This window comes from Pseudomonas sp. S1(2024) (genome assembly GCF_046557535.1).
The window spans coordinates 60,307-78,734 of sequence record NZ_JBKGFP010000081.1 but is presented as its reverse complement, the minus strand read 5'-3'; the positions used below and the strand labels follow the sequence as shown (position 1 = coordinate 78,734).

At 59.3% G+C, this 18,428-nt stretch carries 17 protein-coding genes; 4 read left to right on the top strand and 13 right to left on the bottom strand.

The window, feature by feature from the left end; translation table 11 throughout:
• Positions 1-35 precede the first annotated feature (35 nt).
• Entirely contained in the window at positions 36-359 is a 324-nt protein-coding gene (locus ACLCGK_RS22430; protein ID WP_410952972.1) for an antibiotic biosynthesis monooxygenase family protein, read from the top strand.
• 167 nt (positions 360-526) lie between these two features.
• Here ACLCGK_RS22430 and ACLCGK_RS22425 read toward each other — a convergent pair whose 3' ends face one another.
• From ACLCGK_RS22425 to ACLCGK_RS22415, 3 genes are all read right to left on the bottom strand, one after another.
• The gene (locus ACLCGK_RS22425) at positions 527-763 is read right to left on the bottom strand and encodes a transcriptional regulator (RefSeq protein ID WP_410952971.1); all 237 of its coding nucleotides are present in this window, start codon (positions 761-763) and stop codon (positions 527-529) included.
• 24 nt (positions 764-787) lie between these two features.
• On the bottom strand, positions 788-2,206 hold the full coding sequence (locus tag ACLCGK_RS22420; protein WP_410952970.1) for an amino acid permease: 1,419 nt from the start codon (positions 2,204-2,206) through the stop codon (positions 788-790).
• A 329-nt stretch (positions 2,207-2,535) separates the two neighbouring features.
• Complete coding sequence (locus tag ACLCGK_RS22415; protein ID WP_410952969.1) at positions 2,536-2,958, bottom strand: Lrp/AsnC family transcriptional regulator; 423 nt, start codon at positions 2,956-2,958, stop codon at positions 2,536-2,538.
• A gap of 185 nt (positions 2,959-3,143) precedes the next feature.
• Here ACLCGK_RS22415 and ACLCGK_RS22410 point away from each other — a divergent pair, with 185 nt between their 5' ends.
• Together ACLCGK_RS22410 and ctlX are read left to right on the top strand one after the other, a co-directional pair.
• The gene (locus tag ACLCGK_RS22410) at positions 3,144-4,196 is read left to right on the top strand and encodes an ornithine cyclodeaminase (protein ID WP_410952968.1); all 1,053 of its coding nucleotides are present in this window, start codon (positions 3,144-3,146) and stop codon (positions 4,194-4,196) included.
• Between the two features lie 37 nt (positions 4,197-4,233).
• Complete coding sequence (gene ctlX / locus ACLCGK_RS22405; protein WP_410952967.1) at positions 4,234-5,169, top strand: citrulline utilization hydrolase CtlX; 936 nt, start codon at positions 4,234-4,236, stop codon at positions 5,167-5,169.
• 62 nt (positions 5,170-5,231) lie between these two features.
• On the opposite strand, the gene ACLCGK_RS22400 is transcribed toward ctlX, so the two are convergent.
• The 6 genes from ACLCGK_RS22400 to ACLCGK_RS22375 all read right to left on the bottom strand — a co-directional run bounded on the left by ACLCGK_RS22400 (position 5,232) and on the right by ACLCGK_RS22375 (position 11,751).
• The gene (locus ACLCGK_RS22400; RefSeq protein ID WP_410952966.1) at positions 5,232-6,392 is read right to left on the bottom strand and encodes an HlyD family secretion protein; all 1,161 of its coding nucleotides are present in this window, start codon (positions 6,390-6,392) and stop codon (positions 5,232-5,234) included.
• Positions 6,389-7,972, bottom strand: coding sequence for an MFS transporter (locus ACLCGK_RS22395; protein ID WP_410952965.1), 1,584 nt, complete (start codon positions 7,970-7,972; stop codon positions 6,389-6,391). The genes ACLCGK_RS22400 and ACLCGK_RS22395 overlap by 4 nt, the downstream gene beginning before the upstream one ends.
• 45 nt (positions 7,973-8,017) lie before the next feature.
• Positions 8,018-9,136 carry an FAD-dependent monooxygenase gene (locus tag ACLCGK_RS22390; RefSeq protein WP_410952964.1) on the bottom strand — a complete coding sequence of 373 codons (1,119 nt, stop codon included), beginning with the start codon at positions 9,134-9,136 and terminating at the stop codon, positions 8,018-8,020.
• Positions 9,137-9,217: 81 nt separating this feature from the next.
• Positions 9,218-9,802 carry an isochorismatase family protein gene (locus tag ACLCGK_RS22385; protein ID WP_410952963.1) on the bottom strand — a complete coding sequence of 195 codons (585 nt, stop codon included), beginning with the start codon at positions 9,800-9,802 and terminating at the stop codon, positions 9,218-9,220.
• A gap of 36 nt (positions 9,803-9,838) precedes the next feature.
• Positions 9,839-10,675 carry a pirin family protein gene (locus ACLCGK_RS22380; RefSeq protein WP_410952962.1) on the bottom strand — a complete coding sequence of 279 codons (837 nt, stop codon included), beginning with the start codon at positions 10,673-10,675 and terminating at the stop codon, positions 9,839-9,841.
• Positions 10,676-10,686: 11 nt separating this feature from the next.
• The gene (locus ACLCGK_RS22375) at positions 10,687-11,751 is read right to left on the bottom strand and encodes an alkene reductase (RefSeq protein ID WP_410952961.1); all 1,065 of its coding nucleotides are present in this window, start codon (positions 11,749-11,751) and stop codon (positions 10,687-10,689) included.
• 99 nt (positions 11,752-11,850) lie between these two features.
• On the opposite strand from ACLCGK_RS22375, the gene ACLCGK_RS22370 reads away from it, so the two are divergent.
• Positions 11,851-12,732 carry a LysR family transcriptional regulator gene (locus ACLCGK_RS22370; RefSeq protein ID WP_410952960.1) on the top strand — a complete coding sequence of 294 codons (882 nt, stop codon included), beginning with the start codon at positions 11,851-11,853 and terminating at the stop codon, positions 12,730-12,732.
• A gap of 62 nt (positions 12,733-12,794) precedes the next feature.
• On the opposite strand, the gene ACLCGK_RS22365 is transcribed toward ACLCGK_RS22370, so the two are convergent.
• The 4 genes from ACLCGK_RS22365 to araD1 form a co-directional block, all read right to left on the bottom strand.
• Positions 12,795-14,381, bottom strand: a complete 1,587-nt coding sequence (locus ACLCGK_RS22365; protein WP_410952959.1) for an aldehyde dehydrogenase (NADP(+)) — start codon at positions 14,379-14,381, stop codon at positions 12,795-12,797.
• Positions 14,382-14,409: 28 nt separating this feature from the next.
• Positions 14,410-15,963 carry a UxaA family hydrolase gene (locus tag ACLCGK_RS22360; RefSeq protein WP_410952958.1) on the bottom strand — a complete coding sequence of 518 codons (1,554 nt, stop codon included), beginning with the start codon at positions 15,961-15,963 and terminating at the stop codon, positions 14,410-14,412.
• Between the two features lie 27 nt (positions 15,964-15,990).
• Positions 15,991-17,310, bottom strand: a complete 1,320-nt coding sequence (locus ACLCGK_RS22355; RefSeq protein WP_410952957.1) for an MFS transporter — start codon at positions 17,308-17,310, stop codon at positions 15,991-15,993.
• A 64-nt stretch (positions 17,311-17,374) separates the two neighbouring features.
• A complete protein-coding gene (gene araD1 / locus ACLCGK_RS22350; RefSeq protein WP_410952956.1) occupies positions 17,375-18,373 on the bottom strand; it encodes an AraD1 family protein in 999 nt (332 codons plus the stop codon).
• Positions 18,374-18,428 lie beyond the last annotated feature (55 nt).

Below are 18,428 nucleotides of genomic sequence, written 5' to 3'. Positions count from 1 at the left end.
GAGAAGGTTGAGAGGCTTTCGAAAAGGACTATTTCATGGCAAAAATTGAGGAAAACGACACGTTCACCCAAGTGGTGTGCTTTGAGGTTTCTGCCGACAAGCAGCTAGTGCTGATCGAAGCCATTGCTGCCGAGGTTGAGCGATGGGTGCGATACAGACCGGGCTTCGTCTCCTCAACCTTCCATGCAAGTCTCGACGGAAAGCAGGTGCTCAACTATGCGCAGTGGGAGAGCGAAGGTGACTTTGAAGGTTTCACTCAGGACCCCGAAACCGCGCGGTTGCGAAAAGCAATCACTGATGTGGACCCCTCTCTGAACCCGCACTCCATCCAATGCCGGGTGGTCATAAGCATCGGCTGAGGGCCTTAATTACGAATGTCCGGATTTGCTGCGGAGTGAACCACCGTAACAGGCGGTGGTTCAACAAACCGGTCGCACCGGCGCTTGAACGCCCATCTTGTAGAGTGCCCTCGGTGCTAACCCATGTAAAAACTCGACTGCTGAGCTTGCTCACAGTCGAGTTTTTTCTAGTCAATGCTCAATAGTTTCTGCCGACCGAGCACACTATTGATTCGTGCATCGGCTTCTATGTCCCCATCGATCAGCATCTCAGTAGCGGTTGAGCCTTGTTCGACGCGCTGCAGCCAATACAGTACAGCCATTTTCATGAACCAATGCGGTGTTCGATCTAGGGCAGCTGCTGCCTGCTTGATTCTCGCTCTGGTTGATTGATCCAGCTTGATACCTGATGTGGAGGAGCTCATCCGCATCTCCTTTCGATGACTGGCTCAGGACACGGCTGTCACGACCTGGCGCGAGCTGCGATGCACACTGCGGTGATAGGCAATCAGTAAGCCGATGTACCAGATTGGCATCACATACAGTGCAATGCGGGTGTCCGTTTCAAGCGCCAGCAAGCCCAAGACGAACATCAGGAACACCAGGGACAAACCCGCCGTGAATCTGCCGCCTGGGAGCTTGAAGGTAGAACGTAGGTGGGCTTCGTGGTTACTGCGTCGGTAAGCGAAATACGACAGCAGGATCAACGACCAGGTCACGATGACCATAACGGCCGAAATCGTCGAGACCAGCGTGAAAATTGCCATCACATCCGGATTAACGAACAGCAGTGTCAACGCAATGAGCATGCACAGCCCCGAGAACATCAGAGCTCGCGTAGGGGTGCCAGAGCCTGACAACCGTCCGAATGCTTGGGGTGCCTGCTGGTTGTGAGACAGGCCGAAGAGCATGCGCGACCCGGAATAGATGCCGCTGTTGGCAGAGGATGCAGCAGACGTCATCACCACGAAGTTGATCATGCCCGCGGCAGCCGGGAGGCCGCCAAGCAGGAAAAGCTCGACAAAGGGACTACGATTGGCGGGTACGTTTGCCCAGGAAATCACGCTGATAATGCACGCGAGCGCGGTGACGTAGAACAGCAGAATCCGTATTGGAATGGTGTTGATCGCTTTAGGCAGTGTTTTTTCTGGATTGTTGGCCTCAGCCGCAGCAGTGCCAATCAGTTCGGTACCGACAAACGAAAAAATTGCAATCTGGAAACCAGCGAGAAAACCCAGGATGCCATGCGGCATCATGACGCCAGGCTCTACCAGATGCCTGAAGGACGCGGTGACTCCGGCCGGGGATGTGTACGACGTAGCCACCATGACGAGGCCGGTGACCACCAGCGCGACGATCGCGATAATCTTGATCAGGCCGAACCAGAACTCCACTTCACCGAACGCTTTCACAGCCAGCATGTTGAGCGCCAGGAGCAGGAACATGGTCCCGAAGGCAGGAATCCACGTCGGCAGGTTCGGATACCAGTACTGCAGAAACCCTGCGACCACCACCACATCGCCGACTGCCACGACCACCCAACTCAGCCAGTATGACCAGGCGAGGATGAAACCGGCCTTTGGCCCCAGATGATGATGGACGAGCTCGGCGAATGAGCCCATTTCAAGGTTGGCGAGCAGCATTTCTCCCATTGCCCGCATGATGCAGAAGACGAAGAAGCCAATGATTGCGTAGACCAGGATAATGGACGAGCCTGAAAGCGCAATCATCTTCCCTGAACCCATGAACAGGCCTGTACCAATGGCCCCGCTAATGGCAATTAGTTGAATATGACGATTCTCCAAGCGCCGCTTCAGTGTTCGCTCTTCGTTGTGGGGTATGTCTCGCGAGTTGCACGTTTGATGCATGAATAACCTCTTATTCTTTTTTTAAGAAAACCACTACCTCTCCCTGATTGCTGGCGAGGATGTGGGTAGACATCGATAAGCGCGCGCACCCCATGGGTCGAGGCCGATAATTCCTAACTAACCTGTCAGCTAATTGAGGGTTTCAACAGGCCTGCACATCTGCTAGGTGTTATGGCTTCTTAGTCCAAGGAAGTTGGAAGTTCCCATTTTGCCAGCCACAGTGGTCAATCGGAACACTACAAATTGCCACTCCCATGCAAGAGTCTGAGCAATTTGTACAGGCCATGCAGCAGTATGCAAAGTCGCGCAAAAAGGGTGCGAAAGAGCCATTACATCTTGAAGGAGGACAGCAAGATGCTGGTTTCAGTGTTGTCGATGTGCTTGATGGAGCGAATGGTGTTCAGCGCTTTATCAAAGGCCTCCAGCGTTTCGGCGTGCAGCTCCGCCATCAGATCCCACCGGCCGTTGGTGGTATGGATGGCGACGACGTTGGGGTGCCCGCGTAACGCATGCTTGACCTCCGCGGCGTGGTGGCCGCTGATGCCGATGCTGGTAATCGCTCTGACTCCGCGCTCCATGGCATCGGTTTGCAAGCGCACGGTGTAACCGAGAATCACGCCACTCTCTTCAAGCTTGTTCAACCGGTTTTGAACAGTAGCCCGAGCGATCTTGAGCTTTTTGGCCAATGTCATGACCGGGGTGCGCGCATTGCTTCGTAAAAGCGCGATGAGTTCTTGATCAATGTTGTCCATGATGATGCACGCTATCCAGATTGCTATTTTTAGTGAGCAAAGTGTCTAGAATTCTGACGAATTTGGCAACCTGTAGCCTTCATTTTGTATCGGTCGTGCATCAGAATTTCTCCGGCGGCAACCATCATACTTGGCGCTCCCTGTTCAAGGTCGAACGGAGAGTGCACTTATTGGGTGTATAAAAAATGACGCATTTCATCGATGTACCGACGATGTCTGACCTCGTGCATGATATTGGCGTAGTTCAATTCCTGGGTGAGCTTTCAAAGGTAATTCAAGACGATTTCAAGCGCTGGCCGGAGTTCGACAAATCAGCACGCGTGGCAAGCCACTCTGATGTGGGGGTGATCGAGTTGATGCCGGTGGCCGATGCCAGTCGATATGCGTTCAAGTATGTAAATGGCCATCCATCCAACACATACAAAGATCTACATACCGTGATGGCCTTCGGTGTGCTGGCCGATGTCGACACCGGCTATCCCGTACTGCTTTCCGAGCTGACCATCGCAACGGCACTGCGCACGGCCGCGACCTCCCTGATGGCCGCCAAAGCGCTTGCCCGACCGAACTGCAGGAAGATGGCCCTCATCGGAAATGGGGCGCAGAGCGAATTTCAGGCGCTGGCCTTCCACAAGCACCTGGATATCCAAGAAATCGTTGCCTTCGACACCGACCCGCTGGCGACTGCCAAGCTGATCAGGAACTTGCAGGAATACCCAGAGCTCAAGATCACTCGTGCCCGGAGTGTGGCCGAAGCTGTTCGTGGTGCAGACATCATTACGACCGTGACCGCCGATAAGGCCTACGCCACCATCATCACCCCCGAAATGCTCGAACCCGGCATGCATCTGAACGCGGTGGGTGGTGACTGCCCGGGCAAAACTGAGTTGCACGCTGACGTCCTGCGCCAGGCCAGGGTGTTTGTCGAGTACGAGCCTCAGACGCGTATCGAAGGTGACATCCAGCAACTTGAGGCTGATTCACCGGTTGTTGACCTGTGGCGCGTACTTACCGGGGAGGAGCAAGGGCGTCAGAGCGAGGACCAGGTCACTGTGTTCGATTCTGTTGGCTTCGCCCTCGAAGATTATTCGGTACTGCGCTACGTGCTACAGCAGGCCGAGCAGCGGGGGGTAGGTGCAAAAATTGATCTTGTACCGTGGGTAGAGGACGACCCCAAGGATCTGTTCAGCCACACGCGCGGCCGCTCGGCCAACAAACGCATGCGACGCGTTGCATAACCCCACGAGTTAGCTCATTTACCTTTGGTATTTCTTGATGGCATTTCCAACGCGTTCAATCCAAGCACCAGCGGCCGTGGTGATGATCAGGCCCCATGCTTTCACCCCCAACCCAGAAACTGCTGCCGACAACTCATTCCAGCGTCCGAATGCCGACCTCGCAGCTCATCGCCTCGCTGAAATTGCCCATGATGAGGTCACTCAAGCGGCCAATCAGCTGGAAGCGGAGGGCGTGAGGGTTCATCTTTTCGATGATTTGGGCGAGAGAAACACGCCGGACTCCGTCTTCCCGAACAACTGGTTTTCCACGCACCCTGGTGGCCACATCGCGATCTACTCAATGTATTCGCCTAATCGGCGGCGTGAGCGACGCACCGATGTTATCGAGATGCTCAAGCAAGAGTATCGAGTCCAGGATGTGATCGACTACTCAGGCCTCGAACAGGATGAGCTGTTCCTCGAGGGTACCGGAGCCATGGTATTTGACCACCTGTCCAGGGTCGCCTATACGGCCCGCTCCAATCGAGCCGACCCGATAGCCCTAGAGCGGTTCAGCACGCACTTCAACTTCGAGCCCATGGTGTTCGACACTGCTGACGAGCAGGGTGCACCGATCTACCACACCAATGTCTTAATGTGCGTGGCGACGGAGTTCGCGCTGGTAGGGTTTGGTACTTTCACTAACAAGGTGAGAGCTGAGCAGGTGCGTGTACGTTTGATGGAATCAGGCCGCGATGTGATCGACCTGACCAATCAGCAGATCGAGGAATTTGCCGGAAATGCCATCGAGCTTTCTGGCCGAGACGGTCGCATCCTGGCGTTGTCCCGCCGAGCGTTCAACAGCCTGAGCGATGCTCAACGCCAACGCATCGAACGTTCGGCGCGACTGGTACCGCTTGACGTGCCCACGATTGAAATGGCGGGTGGTTCAGTTCGCTGCATGATCGCTGGCATCCACCTTTCCCCTCGCTAATCGCGGCGTCGCATCAGCATTCATGCACTTTCCGCCTTCTTTGGCCGGAGAGTGCATGTGGTTCAGTCAGTTGCCACTTCCTTACGATCGCACCTGAACGATCCTAGGAAGACCCGCGAGAGCAAACCGGCTCTCGCTTCTCCATCTACGTATGAACCCAGCGCAACGCGCGGTTCAACTGACATGCCCACTCCCAAACGTTGCAAACCTGGTTGATCTGCATCCAACAGGATGCGGACGGGGAAGCGGCGTACAATTTTAGTGAAGTTTCCTGAAGCATTGTCGGGTGGTATGACTGCGAACTCAGATCCACTTGCCCCTGAAATGCTTTCCACATACCCGCAGTACGTCTGATCTGGCACGGCATCCACTTGGACCTGTACGCGGTCACCCTGGCGCATTCGCGCCAGTTGGGTTTCGCGCAGATTAGCCTCGATCCACAAATCACGCGTCGGTGCAATTGCCATGAGCCTGGTGCCTGCTGTCACATATTCGCCCAAGCGAACATTACGCGCGGCTACCAGTCCTTCACGGGGCGCTCTGATCTGAGTCCACGCCAGATCATTGTTTGCCCGCTGCAACGTCGCTTGTGCAGACTTCAACTGGGCATCGATGACGGTGCGCTCGGCGCGCAGCACTTCCATTTGTTGTTGGGCATAGTCGACTTGCGATTGATTTTGCGCGAGGGCTGCACGCGCTCGTGTCCAGGCCGCTTTTGACTGGTCGAACTCTTGTTGGCTGATCGCCCCCTGCGCCACCAACGCTTGTGCGCGCTTGAAGTCAGCTGATGTTTCGCTCAAGGACGCTTGTGCCGATGTTACGCCTGCTTCCGAAACCTTGATCTGAGCTTGCTGTAAGCGTTGCTGTTGGTCCAGTTGCACCAGTGATGCATGCTGTTGTGCAACCGAGGCCACCGCAGTCTGGACCGCTACCTGGTAGTCCGACGGGTCGATACGGACCAGTACATCCCCCGGCGCGACCTTGCGGTTGTTTTCCGTTTCGACGGCAGTTACGTAACCACTGACCTTCGGTGACACATAGGTCAGATTACCTTTGATGTAGGCGTTATCGGTGCTCTCGAAGTCGACCCTCTGATGCCATTGCGCATAGGCGAATGCTACGGCGACCAAGCAGGCATTAGCGAGCACCGCTGCAATCAGTATTCGGCGGCCACTGGCCCAGCGCGCCGCCGGCTTCTGTTCATTTTCGGGAGTTGCATTCATGTGGCGGTCTCGGGTTTAGCAGGTTGAACGGGAGGCGTAGCCGGCGGTGCCGCTGAGGGGAGGGTAGGCAAAGCCCACACCAGGATGGCGCCCACGAACATCACCAGCGTGGTGACTAGAAAGGCGTCGCCATATGCCAACGTATAAGCCTGGTTCATTGCACTGTCGGACAGCTTGCCCAGCGCAGTGCCGTGAGTAGCCGCAGCATCGGTGACAAATCGTGTATACAACGACTGACTCTCGGCAATACGCTGAGTCGTCAGTGGATCAGTGTTGCCGAGCGCTTCAGCTATGCGTGTGTAGTGGTATTTCTCGCGCTCTGTGACCAGATGCCAGAGACCTCCAAGGCCACCTAAAAGCGCGTAGAGCCTGGCCAGGTTAAAGATGATGCCGCACGTCGGCCCTTCTTCCTTACCGACCCCAAAAACAGCGTATCGAAGCAGGGCCACCTGAACGAAAGCCTGGCCGAAGCCGACCAGCACTATGGGCGTGCGAAATTCATCCAGCGCCCAATCGGGCGCCAGATCGCTGCACAGCGCAGCGGCAAGTGCGAAGATCAGCAATCCAAGGGACAGCGCTACACGGGCGTCCACGCGCCGCACTAACCAATAAGCCAGTACGAAACCCAGTAATGTACTTGGCACCATCGCCAGCAACAGTTCCCCTGTCTGCAGCGCTTTGAAACCTTGCATACGCGCCAAGTACTGCGGGGCGATCCATACGGTAAGCAGGGTACCGAAGCGGAAGATGAACGACAGAATGATCGCCCAGGTGAAGGTTGGCTTTCTGAAGATCTTCAGAACCAGCAGCGGGCGCTGTGCAATCCACAATGAATGTGCACCATAAACGAGGCCAACCAGGCTGCTCAGTAGCAGCGCGGGAATCCACCAGGTTTCCAGCCAGAAGCGGCGCTCGCCCTCTGCCATCACCACCATCAGACCGCTCAATCCTGCAGCCAGAAAGGCATAGCTCGGCCAGTCCTTAGTGCTGAGGTATTCGAGGTCGCCGCGCTCATCAGGCAGAACCTTCAACGCCAGCACGGTATAGACGCCACCAACCAATGCCTGTATCCAGAACAGTCCTCGCCAGCCGAATTCGGTGAGCAGATAGCCACCGATGGATGCCGCTATGCCTGTACCGACGGACGTGGCCAGCGCGAACAGGGTCATGCCTTCGAGCTGGCCACGCCCGGGAAACAGGCTGGTCATGACCAGTTGCATCATGAGCACGGGTAGCATTCCGCCGAAGAAGCCGTGGATGAAGCGTGCAACCAAGGCCCATTCGTAGAAAGGGGAAACGGCAACGGCGATCGAACTGAGGGTGTAGAACAGCCCTGCGATCAGCATCGCCCGACCTCTGCCCAAGGACGCTGCCATTGTCATAATGATAGGCAATCCGCAGATCGCGCCCACGTTGTATAGCGTGTTCAACCATGCAGCGTCATCGCTGCTCACTGACAGCCCACCACCAATGTCGCCGAGGGTGAGGATCGCCATCACTGAAAACGTAGTGCCTGCGACAGCGCCGAGGCTGGAAACAAGCAGGGCGTAGCGGATTGGCAAAAGATGAGCGTACGCCATGGATTCTCTCCGCCATGCAATCAATTTGCGGCTGGCCAGTGGCAGTTAAGCACGTGACGCTACGCGCCGGTATTCAGCACTGAGCCGCATCGAATGGGTGACCAGGCCCCGGATGAAGGGCATACGAGTTGCTTCGTAACCCGCGAGCACGGCACTCATCGCCTCATCGGGCTTTTTTTCGGCAAGCAACTGGGCCAACAGCGCTGCATCCTCCACCGCGGTGAGGTAGCCGCGGCCGGTCATTGGCGATAACACATGGGCGGCATCGCCCAACATCGCCAACGGACCGTTGACCAATCGCTGGGGCAGGTATTCGGCAATCGGCGCGCCACTCAACGAATCTGCTGACGCGATCCCGAGCATCACAGCCTCTTGCCAGAGCGCTGGCCAAACGCGCGGCACACGGTCGAGCAAGTCATTCTTGAGCGTTTGACTGATAGTTCCTCTGCCAAGGGTACCCTCAATGAAACCATCGACGGACAGGCAGCCGGTCTCTTCGAGCAGCGTTTGCTGATGGGCATCAAACCAGGCGAACGTGATTTGCCGGCGACCCGGTTCGATTGACCCATCACGCCCAGGTAGCGTGGCTGCGACCAGTCGATACCCCTCCACGAAGTCGATCCATAGCCCCCCATTCGAGGGCCAGGCAACAGGTTGCTTAAGGCGATCTTCATCGACCAAACCACGCCAGACGAGATACCCGGCATAGCGAGCGAGTGGAGCCTGTGGAGCGATGCCTTGACGCACAACACTGCGGTATCCATCCGCGCCGATCACTGCCGAAGCTATTCGCTGCTTCCCATCAGCAAGTGTGATGACAGCGTTCTCCCCATGAACATGGACACCCGCCACGGTGACACCTTCTTCCAGAGTAATCGAGGGCGAGGCCAGTGCCCTATCACGCAGCCACCCGTACAGGGCAGGCCAGGTCGTCAAGTCACGGTAGGCGGGGACCACCGGCAGGCTGGGATGCTGCCTGGGGTCATGACCAACTGTCTTGGCGAGCAATGAAAGATCAACGGTCAGACTGTCGCCGCCGACCCTGTGCCCCGCTGAACGCTCGAGCACACGTACTGGCAGGTTCCTCGCTGCGCAAGCCAAAGCGAGAGTAAGGCCCGCCAAGGAACCGCCAACGATGATGAGGTCTTCCTGGTGGGTAATCATGGGATTGTGGTCCGCTGCAGGGGGAACAAGCAGCCCGGCAAGGCGATGAACGCCTTGCGGGATACTGACACTGGGGCTCACTCAGCCGCCGAACGACTCCATCAACACCTGTACCAACTCACCGCCTTCAGGCGTTGCCCAGCTGCCGGCCAGTTCGGCAATCAACTGGTTGGTAGTGGTCAGCGTCACCCCTGCCTTGTCCATCCGACGCAGGGCAATGTCATCGGCCATCGCGGTTGGCGACGCGCCTGCGTCGGCGACAACCTGTACCTCGAAGCCGTCCCGGACTAGCGAAAGTGCCGGGTACACGGTGCATACATCATTGGTTACGCCGGCAATGATGAGCTTCTTGCGACCAGTGGCTTTGACCGCTGCGGCAAAATGTTCATCGTCCATCGCGTTGACGATTCCCAAGCGCTTGATGCGCCCCGCGAACTCGGTTGGGAGGATTTCTTCCAGCTCACTCAGCAGCGGCCCTTGCGCATGCTCCTCCATGCTGGAGGTGAGCACGACCGGCAGCTTGAGAATACGCGCTGCCTTGGCGAGCATCAGCGCATTGCGTTTGAGCTCATCGAAGGGCATGGATTTGGCCCAACCCATGGTGCCAATCTGATGATCGATCAGCAGCAGGGCAGCGTTGTCAGCATTGAAATTTTCGTGAGTCATGATGATCTTCTCGCTAAGTATGGGAACGATGTTGGCTTACCGGGTTTGCAGGCTGCCGAACAACCCGCGTTGGTAGCGTTGCACGGCTTCGCCCAGTGCGCGTGGTGACGCCAGCGCCATTGGACCTTGCCAATGAACGGGCTGATTCAGCGGTGTACCTGAAAAAACCACAGCCTTTGCGGCGCCGTTTTTTGCCTGCACCGTGACAACCCGATTTGGCCCTTGGGGCAAATTCACTGGGGCTTGTGGGTCGAGCAGACTGAACGGCTGGCCATCTACGGTCACCTCACCATCAATCGGAACGACGAATGCTACATGTCCGACCGGGATTGGAATTTCTAACTCGCTGCCCGCTTCCAGCAGGATGTCCAGCAATCGGACATCGGTGGGCAACGACAGTGGGGACGCGATCTCGCCGTAGGTCCCGAGGGGAACACGGATTTTCACCCCCGGCAGGCGCACAACGGGTACATCGCGTGCCTCCAGGCTGAAGGCATGAGGGGCCTGCGCCTGTTTGTCCTCGGGCAGATTGATGAAGATTTGCAGCATGTGCACGGTCTTGCCGGGCTCTGCTGGTACTTCTTCATGTACCACGCCGCTACCCGCCGCTGTCCAGTGCAGGCCACCGGGATGAATCAGATTGCGATTGCCCAGTGAGTCCCGGTTATCGATCCCCGTTTCCGAGTCCAGGAACAGGTACGACACTGCCGAGAAACCCGCATGTGGATGCGGTGGGAAGGTCGGCCCACTGATCCAGGCATGATCGACGCCCAGAAACGGATCGATCGGTTTCGCAAACTGATCGCCACGAAGGCTGAACGCTCGGAACTGGCTTCCATGATTCATACGCTGCAGGCGTGCGGTGGGTAGCATGGTGGCGCTCCTCAGGCCCCTTGGGTCAGGGTTGGGTAGTCGATGTAGCCCTCTGCGCCAGGCGCGTAGAAGGTATTTTTATCCGGCACGTTGAGCTCGGCGTCTACACGCAGACGCTCTGGCAGATCAGGGTTGGCCAGGAAAGCACCACCAAACACAGCCGCATCCGCGTTGCCGCCGGAAATAAGCGCTTCGGCGCTTTCTTTGTTCAAGCCACTGCCGATCAGGTAGCTCCCGTTGAAGAGCGGCCGCAGTGCGCTGTGGTAGTCAAACTCAGCCCCAAACAGGGCTACGTGCAGATAAGCCAGGTTGAACGGCTGCAGTTGCTCTACCAGGTAGATGTAGGTTTCTTGTGGATCGGCGTCGACGATATCGTTGAAATTCATCTCCGGAGAAATCTTGATTCCCACGCGGTCGCCGCCTACTTCATCAACCATCGCGGCAAGCACTTCAAGAACGAAGCGAACACGGTTTTCAACAGGGCCACCGTATTCGTCATTGCGCTGGTTGCTGCCGCTGGACAGGAATTGCTCTGGCAAGTACCCCGATGCTGCGTGCAACTCAACGCCGTCGAAGCCAGCCTCGATCGCCCGACGAGCAGCCTGGCGGTAACCTTCCACGACGCCGGCGATTTCGACGATGCTCAACGCATGCGGGATGACGAAGTCTTGCAGGCCGGTAGCGGTATAAGTCTGACCTGCGGCCTTGATGGCTGATGGTGCTTGTGGCTGGGCGCCGTCGTTCAGCAGTGACGGGTGAGAAACACGGCCACAGTGCATGAGTTGCATGAAGATACGGCCGCCACGGGCGTGAACGGCTTCAGCGACCTTTTTCCAAGCCGCTACCTGCTCATCGGTTTCAATGCCAGGGGTGCGTACATAACCTTTGCCCAGCGCAACAGGGAAAACGCCTTCGGAGATGATCAGGCCAGCGCTGGCGCGTTGCTCATAGTAAGTGGCGACGAGGGCGGAAGGGACGCCAGCATCGTCTGCACGCGAACGCGTCATCGGCGCCATGACCATGCGGTTGGACAGGGTGTAGCGGCCTACCTGGACTTCGGAAAAAAGAGAGTTCATTGCGTTACTCCTTAGCGGTGATGGGGTTATCATCAATCAATCCGCTGCCGGGATAAATCCGGCTAAATTGAAATGACTGATCCATTTTTGGAGCAATGCTTGGAATACCTGAACGACATGGCTCTGTTCGTGGAGGTGGTGAAGATGCGCAGTTTTCGGGGCGCAGCGGAATCCATGAACATGCCAAGCTCGACGCTTTCAAGGCGTATCACCAGCCTGGAGAAGCAGATAGGGTTGCGCCTGCTCCATCGCACCACGCGCAAGATCGAGCTGACTGAGGCGGGTCAGCTTTACTTCGATCGGTGCAAGCGCATTGTTGACGAAGCGAGGCTGGCGCATGAGCAATTGGGTGAGCTGCTTGCCAGGCCCAGCGGCCTGTTGCGTGCTTCGTTACCAGTGGACTTCGCTAACATCTACCTGGCGCCGTTGATTGCGGACTTCGCACGACTGTATCCAGGCATCACCTTTGACTTCGATCTCACACCCCGGCAGGTCGATCTAGTCAGTGACCCCGTGGATGTCGTCATTCGGATGGGTGAGCCGGCCAACTCCAACTTGATTGCGCGAAAACTGGCCACCCTGCAACGCGGCCTGTACGCCTCACCTCAATATTTGGGGATTTCCGGAGAGCCCCGCGATCCCGCTGAGCTTGTGCATCACGAATGCCTGCGGATGTCAGGGGCGAGCTCGGACAAGTGGACCCTGACCAGCGAGGGTGCTGTCGAACATGTCCAGGTGGGTGGCCGCTTTGAACTGAACAGCGTGGGGATGTTGCGACGACTTGCTTCGCTGGACCTCGGCATCGCACTCCTGCCTGCCGGTATCGCTGCTCCAGATGTCGAGGCAGGTGTATTGCAACGGGTGCTGCCGCAGTGGCAAGCGACGCCGGTGCCCGTGTACGCATTGACAGAAACGCGACTGCTTCCCGCCAAAACCCAGCGTTTTATCGAGTATCTAAGAGATCAACTGCAGAGGCCCTAGTGGCGAAGAACGGGGGCACCCGACCAGCGCGAGTGCCCCCGATTGTTGTGAGTGTTACCGGATCAATCCGCCAGGCTTGAATGATGCATCTCACCGTCGACCAGACGACCGATCCCCAGCGGATTGGCATTTTGCAGCGCCGGCGGCAGTAGCTCATCCGGGTAGTTCTGGAAGCATACCGGGCGCAGGAAACGGTCGATCGCCAAGGTACCGACGGAGGTTCCTCGAGCATCCGAGGTGGCCGGGTAGGGGCCGCCATGCACCATGGCGTCGCACACCTCGACACCGGTTGGGTAACCATTGAGCAGCACCCGCCCAACCTTTTCCTGCAGCAGCTCGCCTAGCCAGCCATAGCCGGGCAGCTCCGTCACTTCGCCGATCAGCGTGGCCGTCAGCTGGCCACGCAGCGCCTGTACTGCCGCCGCCAGTTGCGCATGATCCTCGACCTCGATGAGCAACGTGGCCGGCCCGAACACTTCTTCCTGCAGCACTGGGTCGCCGCCCAGCAGCAGGCTGGCATCCGCCTTGAACAGCTGAGGCTGCGCCTGGCGGTCACCTTGCGTGGCGCCCGCCAGGTGGGTCACGCCTGGGTGGCTATGCAGTTGCTCGAGGCCCTGGCGATAGCTGGCGAAGGTGCCTTGGTTGAGCATCGTTTGCGCCGGCTGCTCGGCCATCTGAGCCTTGAACACCTCGATGAAGTTACTGAATGCCGCTGAACGCATACCGATGATCAGGCCGGGATTGGTGCAGAACTGCCCGCATCCCATTGTCACCGAGGCGGCCAACTCACCCGCTACCCGCTCGCCGCGCGCCAGCAACGCTTCGGGCAGCAGAATCACCGGGTTGATGCTGGACATCTCGGCGAACACTGGGATGGGTTGCGCCCGTTCTGCGGCCATGCGGATCAGGGCATTACCGCCCTTGAGTGAGCCAGTGAAACCAACCGCTTGGATTGCCGGATGCTTGACCAGCCATTCGCCGACACCGCCGCCATAGATCATGTTGAACACGCCGGCCGGCATGCCGGTACGGCTGGCGGCACGCAGGATCGCGTCGGCGACCGCTTCGGCGGTGGCCATGTGGCCGCTGTGGGCCTTGAACACCACCGGGCAGCCAGCCGCCAAGGCCGAGGCGGTATCGCCACCGGCAGTGGAAAACGCCAAGGGGAAGTTGCTGGCGCCAAACACCGCCACCGGGCCGACGCCGATGCGGTACTGGCGCAGGTCGGGGCGGGGCAAGGGTTGGCGCTCAGGTAGCGCGCGGTCGATCCGCGCACCGTAGAAGTCACCCCGGCGCAGCACCTTGGCGAACAGACGCATCTGGCCGCTGGTGCGGCCGCGTTCGCCCTGGATCCGGCCACTGGGCAGGGCGGTCTCACGGCACACCGTGGCGATGAAGTCATCGCCCAAGTCGTCGAGTTCGTCGGCGATGGCCTCGAGAAACGCCGCGCGTCGCTCGGCTGGCAGGTTTCGGTAGGCCGGGAAGGCCGCTGCTGCAGCTGCGCCGGCGGCGGCGACTTCGGCTTCGGTGGCCTGGGTGAACACGCCTGGCAACGGCTCGCCGGTAGTCGCGTCGAGGCTGGTGAGCAGAGTGCTGCCTTGCGCCGAGCGCTGGCCGGCGATGTAGTTGTGACCAAGGATATGAGTCATGCGGGCTCCGATGATGAAGGCAGGGGGATCAAGTGATGGCGCCGATCTGCCACGGCACGAACTCATTCTGGCCGTAGCCATGCTGTTCGCTCTTGCTGCGCTCGCCAGAGGCAATGCTCAGCATCATTCGGTAAATGTGCTCGCCTCGCTCTTCGATGGTCATACTGCCGTCGGCAATGCCGCCGCAGTTGACGTCCATGTCCTCTTCCTGGTTTTCCCACAGGCGGGTGTTGGTCGCCAGCTTGATGGACGGCGAGGGCGCGCAGCCGTAGGCCGAGCCGCGACCCGTGGTGAAGGCGATCAGGTTGGCGCCGCCGGCGACTTGGCCCGTGGCGGAGATCGGGTCGTAGCCGGGCGTGTCCATGAACACCAGGCCGTGGGCGCGCACCGGTTCGGCGTACTCGTAGACATCCATCAGGTCGCTGGAACCGGCCTTGGCCACGGCACCCAGGGACTTTTCGAGGATGGTGGTGAGGCCTCCGGCCTTATTGCCCGCCGAAGGGTTGTTGTTCAGCTCGGCGCCCATACGCTGGCAGTAGGCCTCCCACCACTGGATGCGGGCGATCAGCTTCTCGCCCACCTGCTGGCTGACCGCGCGACGCGTCAACAGGTGTTCGGCGCCGTAGATTTCCGGGGTTTCCGAGAGAATTGCGGTGCCGCCGGCTGCCACCAGGCGGTCGACCGCATTACCCAGCGCCGGGTTGGCGGTGATCCCCGAATAGCCGTCCGAGCCCCCGCACTGCAGGCCGACCGTGAGATGGCGGACGCTGACCGGCTGGCGCTCGACCTGGTTGGCTTCGGCCAGTAGCGACTTGACCTGGGCGATGCCGCTGGCAATGGTCTTCGACGTGCCGCCGGTACCCTGGATAGTGAACGTGCGCAGTGCGTGGCTGCTTTGCAGGCCCTGAGCCGCCAGCAGGTCGGGGATCTGGTTGGTCTCGCAGCCGAGGCCGATCAACAGCACTGAAGCGAAGTTGGCATGCACGGCATAACCGCCGAGTGTGCGGCGCAGCATCGCCAGCGCCTCGCCACCGGGATCGACCGCGCAACCGACGCCGTGGGTCAGGGCGACCACGCCATCGACGTTGGGGTAGGGCGCCAACGCCTCGGGGTGTATATCGCGGCGAAAGTGGTCGGCGATCGCCCGCGCCACCGTGGCCGAGCAGTTCACCGAGGTGAGGATGCCGATGAAGTTGCGTGTGGCGACCCGGCCATCGGCGCGCACGATACCCATGAAGGTATCGTCGTTGGGAGCCTGCTGGCCTTTGGCGTCAACGCCGAAGGCGTAGTCACGGGCAAATTCGCCCATTGCCAGGTTGTGCACGTGGACATGTTCGCCTGCGGCGATCGCCTGGCTCGCAAAACCGATGATCTGCCCATAGCGGCGTACTGGCTGGCCCGCGCTCAGCGCGCGGGCAGCCACCTTGTGGCCCGCCGGGATCGGCTCGCGGACCACGATGCCTTCGTCCAGCAGCAGGCCTTCGGTCAGCGGCTGGCGTGCCACCAGCACATCGTCCAGTGGGTTGAGTCGAATCACGGCGTTGGCAGCGCTTGCACTGCCTGTTGTTGTAATGATTTGCATGGTGTTCACCTCAATAGGGCGCGTGGCTCAGGCCAGCCCGCGCTCGCGGTAGTCGATCAGGCCAGAGAACAGCATCAGGCCGAAGGCCATGACCACGAAGAAGATCAGGGCCAGGAAATAGGAACCGGTGAACTGCACGATCAGGCCAATGAGGATCGGCACCAGTACACCCACCATGTTGCCGCAGAAGTTCATGCTGCCGCCGAGCACGCCAGCTTTGGACTTGCCACCGAGGATCGCCGGCAGGCACCAGTACATGCCGCACCAACGGATGAAGAACAGCGCCACGCAGAGCAGGGCGATGACCAGGCCAGCATCCGGGGTGTAGGCCACCAGCAGGATGCACAGGGCGGCGACTGCGGCGGAGCCGGCGAACATGCTGCGCATGACGGTGTTCGGCTGGCCACCTTTGGCTTTCCACTTGTCGGAGATCCAGCCGCCGATCAGTTCGCCTATGAAGCCACACATGAAGATCAAGAACGTCGCACCGCCCATCGCCTTGATATCGAGGTTGTGAGCCTGGTGCAGGTAGCTCGGCATCCAGGTCAGCAACCCGTAGAACACGCTGTTGTAGCAGGCATAGCCAGCGAACATACACAGTACCGAACGGCTCTTGAGCAGTTCCTTGAGCACCGCCTTGCGGTTGCCGTTGGCCTTGCTCGCAGCGTCGTTGGCCTGGGTGATGTAAGCCAGTTCAGCCGCGTTGACTTGCGGGTGCTCGCTGGGGTGATTGCGGATGTACCACCAGGCCCAGATACCGGCGGCCACTGTGCCGACCCCAGCGACGATAAAGGCGATGCGCCAAGAGTCGAACCAGGTGATCAGACCCGCGATGATGATTGCGCCGAAGGCGGTGCCCAACGGTGCGCCGCCGTCCACCAGTGTGGCACCGCGGCCACGCTCGTTAGGCGTCAGCCAGGCACCATTGAGCTTTGCGCCGGCGGGCATGATGGGCGATTCTGCCACGCCCAGGCCAATGCGCGTGACCAGCAAGGTGATCCAGTTGTGAGCAAACCCGCCCAAGGCCTGGAAGGCACCCCAGCCGATGGTCGCGACGCCAATGATATTGCGTACCTGGAAGCGGTCGAGCAGCACGCCAGCAGGAATCTGCATCAAGGCGTATGACCAGAAGAACGCGCTGAGGATCAAGCCTTCGAGCGCCGGAGTGAGTTCAAACTCGGCGGAAATCAACGGCAACGCGACGGACAGCGAAGCGCGGTCGATGTAGTTGATCGCTGCCAGTAGCAGCAGGATCAGGAAGATGCGCCAGCGCACAGTGGTTGGCTTGGCGCTTTCGGCAGCCGCCAGGGCGGGCGCGGGGGCTGCAGGGTAGGGGCTGTTGTTCATGCTCATCTCACTTTTGTGATTGTTATGAAATGCCGCGGCGGCGCGGCCCTGCGCCGCCGTCGGGTCAGAGCGTCTTCACCGCACCGGGTGAGATGGCAGCAGGGGTTGCGCTGATGCTGTTTCGCAATGGCGCCCCGAACTCCGCCAGGCTGATTTCGAACACATCACCTTCGATGGCCTTGACCTGGTCGGCAAACGACAGCGTCGCGGTGCCGAAAAAGTGAATGTGCACATCGCCGGGGCGCAGAAACTGGCTGTACTTGAAGTGGTGGTACTCAAGATTCTCCAGCGAATGGCACATGTTGTCCTCACCGCTGAGAAAATCCTTTTCCCAGATTACTTGATCCCCGCGACGTATCCGGCTGGTGCCCTGCAGATGGCGTGGCAGCTCACCGACGCGCAGTTCGGGGCCGAACGAGCAGTTACGCAGCTTGGAGTGCGCCAGGTACAGATAGCTGCGCCGTTCCATGACGTGGTCGGAGAATTCGTTGCCGATGGCAAAGCCCAGCCGGTAGGGCTGGCCATCATCGCCGATCACATAGAGGCCGGCCAGTTCCGGCTCTTCACCCGCGTCCTCGGCAAAGACGGGGGTCTGCAAGGCTTGGCCAGGGCGGACGACGATCGAGCCATCACCCTTGTAGAACCACTCAGGCTGCGCGCCGGCGCTGCCGGCTGGTGGGCGGCCACCTTCGATGCCCCATTGGAACATGCGCGCTGTGTCGGTGAGCGCCGCTTCGTCGGCGATTTTCTGCTGGTGCATCTTGTCGCGGGTAGAGGCACTGCCCAGGTGAGTGAGGCCGGTACCACTGATCAAGCAGTGTGCCGGGTCTTCGTGGTCGAGCGGCGCCAGCACTCGGCATTCGTTCAAGGCATCGCTGTAGCGCTGGTCGGTGCTGTCCAAGCCGCGTTCTAGTACTTCCGCAGCGAGGCTGCGTTGGTTGCGGATGGCTGTGAGGGCCAGTTCCCGCAGGTGCGTGGTGTGGCGTACGACCTGAATCAGGTCGCCTTCCACCACGCCGACATGGCGCTGGGCGGGTACGGTTTCAAATTGGATCAGGCGCATGCTGGCTCCGGGTTGTTGTTGTGGGGAAGCACTTGCGAGCCACTTTAAATTTCCC